We start from the raw sequence: 3,855 nt of genomic DNA on the forward strand, positions 1-3,855 counted from the left end.
TTTGTGCTTCTTCTGGGGCATTCCAACGTCCTCCTACGGCTCAATAGCCTACTTCAGGGAGGACCACTTTTCAGGGGGCAGACCACTAATTTTCGACCGCTCTGATGTTACCAAGCGAACCTGAGACCAACCTTGGCTCCAGCTGACTGCTCGCCACCGCTTCCGTAGTTGTAGAGCAGATCGCCATCGAGGAAGAGCCCATCGCCGAACTCGTAGCTGACGCCCGCTTTCGCTTGGGCGAAAGCTCCGTTGCCATCCATGCCAGAGAAGCCAGCAGTGATCCCTGCACGGGCTTTGAGATCCTTGCCGTTGCTCAGCTTGAAGGTCTTCTCGATATCGACCCCAGCGCGGACGCGGAGCTGCTCCTGCGTATGGCCTCCAATGCCGATCGTATTGGTCCCGTCCGTGACCTCGTAGTCCTTGACCTTCTCCTTGAAGTAGACGGCACGGACTGCAGGGGTCAGGACAATACCGTTGCCTATGTCCCACTTGCCCTTGATCGACGTGTCGAACATCAAACGGCGGGTATCGAACGAACCATCCCACAGCAGCGTGTCGATATCGTTCGAGGAGCCGCCAATCAGCAGGCTCGTGTCCCGGAAGACACCGCGGCCGAGCTCAACGGAGGCATATGGGCCAGCCATCCAGCCGTTGCCCGTAATTTCCGCATCCTCATCGGTTGGATCCGTCATCCGGTCGAAATGAGCGGAGATGCCGACGAGGAACTGCGGGGTAACGAGATAGTCGGCACCCACGGATGCCATGCCGAAGTTGCCCCACTTGTTGCCGTTCTCCTCGCGATTGTGGACGAGGAAAGTAGTGTCCAGCCACACATTGAACGGTCTCTCATTTGCCAGTCGGCCGTCAGCTTCAGCAGCTTCCACCTGAATAAGGCTGGTAGAGAGCCCCATTGTCAGCCCATCAGCGCTTGGAGAGAAGGCGGTCGTGACTGCTGAAGTCGAATGAGCAAGCTGTCTGCGCTCCATCAGGCCTGGGACCTTGATGGTGGATGAAAGTAGGCTCATTCGGGTCCCAACAAAGCCGCGGACCATACGATCGATGTCCTCGACGACCTTGGAGGTGTCGGCGACCAGCTTGTAAGTGATCACGCCTTCGCTGGAGCCAGCATGAGCGCTGATAAGCGAATAGGTCACCTTCACGGAACCGCTGTACTGCGGGTTCGGTGTGAACTTCAGGTAGAAGCCAGTCGGGCTTACAGGGCCTGCGGCCGCATACTGATCTCCCACGATTTCTGCCGTGCCACCATGTGCAGGCTCGACAGCGACAACAGCGGCGGCAGTGAACGGTCCACCCGTTGCCCCTTCAGTCAGGTCAATGTTCGGAGGCTGCTGGCCTTCAGGTACGTTCACGACACGATCCCGAACTTGCACCTCGGGCTCGATGACCTTGAGCGTGTAGCTCGCGGCACCAGTTGCACCGTTGGCATCACGCACCTCGATTGAGAAGGCATAGTCGCCCTTGCTCTCGAGATCCGCAGGGCCTGTGATGACACCCGTGGTGATGTTGAGGATCATGCCATCAGGGAGGCTGCCGCTCTTGATATTGTATGTAAGCGGAGCAACACCGTCCGAAGCGGACACGCCTTGCTCGTATGGCTCGCCAGCCATCGCGGCCGGGAGTGCGCCAGATGCGGGGCTGAACGTAAAGGATACCTCCTCTTCGTTGTCGTCATCGTCATCATCATCGTTCGGAGCAATGGTAATCGCGAAATCCTTGGCTGCGCTCCCCGCGTTGCTGTCGGTTACCTCAACCCGGAAATTGAAGGTGCCATCGCTCGTAGGAGTGCCAGAGAGAACGCCCGCGTTTGAGAGGCTCAACCCCTCGGGGAGAGCCCCGCTCGTCACGTTGAAGACGTACGGGCCATTGCCGTTGATCGCAGTGATGGAAGCAGAATACTCCTCGCCCACGGTACCATCTGGAAGCGAGGCTGTACCGATCTCGAGAGCGGGATCGGGCTCCCCTTCGACAATCACCGTGAAGACCGCAGGGGCAGAGGCACCATCATCATTATAAGCCTGGACGGTGAAAGTGTCCGTCCCCACAAATCCTGCGTTAGGGTAGTAGACGTACCCATTGGCATCGCTGTCGATCGAGCCGTGCAGAGGGTCAACAGAGACCACAATGTACTCATGCTCGCCACCAGTGATGACGGGGACGATAGAGACAGGGACCCCCTTCTGGGTCGTAACCGTATCGGAGGCGACGACCGGAACGCCTAGAGGGAGAATGGTGAAGGTGTAGACCGCAGTCGTAGTGTTGCTGCCCTCAGTCGCCCGTACCGTGATGCTAAAGTCCCCCGTCTCCAGCGGATGGCCGTACAGACGTCCGTTATCGAAGCTCATGAATTCAGGCAGCGAGCCAGATTCCATCGAGAGAGTTGCGTCACCGAACTGCGTGGCAGCCGAGATCGTGATGTCGTACGGCTTCGTCCGCGTGGCGCTCGGCAGCGCACCGGCCGGGTAATTGAACGTGAAGACGACATCCTCTGCATCAACGACGATGGTAACAGTTACAGTCCCCGTGGTAGCCGAACCATCAGTCGCCTCTATGGTCACGGTCGAAGTGTCAGCTGCGGTCGGGGTTCCTTCCATAACGCCTGCAGAGGTAAGTGTGAGGCCAGCTGGCAGGGAGCCGTCTACGACCTCGAAGGTGTAATTCCCGTCCCCGCCAGATGCGACGAGCGGATAAGGACCAAACGGTTGCCCGACTTTTCCGTGATCGATGCTCGGAGCCTGGACGTCGAGCCGCGGGGTTATCACTGAGATAGTGTAACCTACCCTGCTGGTGTTGCCAGAAATGTCGAGAACCTCGAATTCCACATAGTAGTCACCTTGAAGCACTGGCGCACCACTGATCAATCCGGTCGGACCAGATGAAAACGTAAGTCCGGGTGGAACCGCGTCGAGCTGAGAAATTTGGCTGACCGGCGCACCTGATGAGACCGTTGCCGAGATCTCTTGGCTGAATGGCTGGTCGATGACCGCGGTCAGAGTGCTGTTAGCAGCTGGGGAGAAGTTGAAGTCAGGCGGACTGACGACAATCGTATAGCTCTTTGTAGCCTCCTGCAGTGTCGCCGCATCTCTCACCCTGACAGTGAACGTGTAGGTACCGCTTCGGGTAGGGATCCCACCAAGCTCACCTGACATCAGCAGAGTGGTTCCGACAGGATGAAAGCCGTCTTTGATGCCGAACGAGAGACTACCCTTGGCTCCAGTTACCTGAAAACTGTGGCTGATCGGAGTCCCGACCTTCGCCCCTGAGAAGTCATGATCTACGAGCTGCAACGGCTCGCGCACATTGACGGTGAATTTGACGTTCGATGTCGGGTCTTCGCCAGGCTTCACACCATTCAAGTAGAAGACATCTTCGCCTGAAAAGTCTGGATTCGGCGTGTAAGTGACCGTGCTGCCGTGAATGCTGAGAGAGCCATGGGACGGCGCAGAGACGGCGTTTAATATATACCCTTGGAAGCTTGTCACGACAGGATCAAAGGTCCAGGATTCCCCCGGGTTGATCGTCGCTGAGGCGCTCGCGATAGTCGGATCGCCAAGGACATTGAGAGTGACCCGACTTGAGGCGCTGGTCCATCCATCAATCTCGTAGATGAAATTAAAATTGTAGTTGCCAGGAGCATCAGCCCAAATTGTCCTGAGAGTATCATACTCGAGACCAGGGGACATCCAGGTTAGCTTAATCCCCTCTGCGGGTAAGGTTATCCGCTGGCCCTGCCTGGTATCGTATTGAACCGCGCCGGGATTGCCGGAGGCATTTTGGTTTGAGTCACGCTGCCATGGCCGGCTCTTCGAGCATAGCGTAGTAGCGTTCCTCGGCTTC

Annotated in this window: 1 protein-coding gene; it reads right to left on the bottom strand. The window is 57.5% G+C overall.

Going from position 1 to position 3,855, the window contains the following annotated elements; all coding sequences use genetic code 11:
* Positions 1–107: 107 nt before the first annotated feature.
* A complete protein-coding gene (locus L630_RS0120385; RefSeq protein WP_024850021.1) occupies positions 108–3,701 on the bottom strand; it encodes a putative Ig domain-containing protein in 3,594 nt (1,197 codons plus the stop codon).
* Positions 3,702–3,855 lie beyond the last annotated feature (154 nt).

Origin of the sequence: Aminobacter sp. J41 (assembly GCF_000526635.1) — a bacterium.
Taxonomy (GTDB): domain Bacteria; phylum Pseudomonadota; class Alphaproteobacteria; order Rhizobiales; family Rhizobiaceae; genus Aerobium.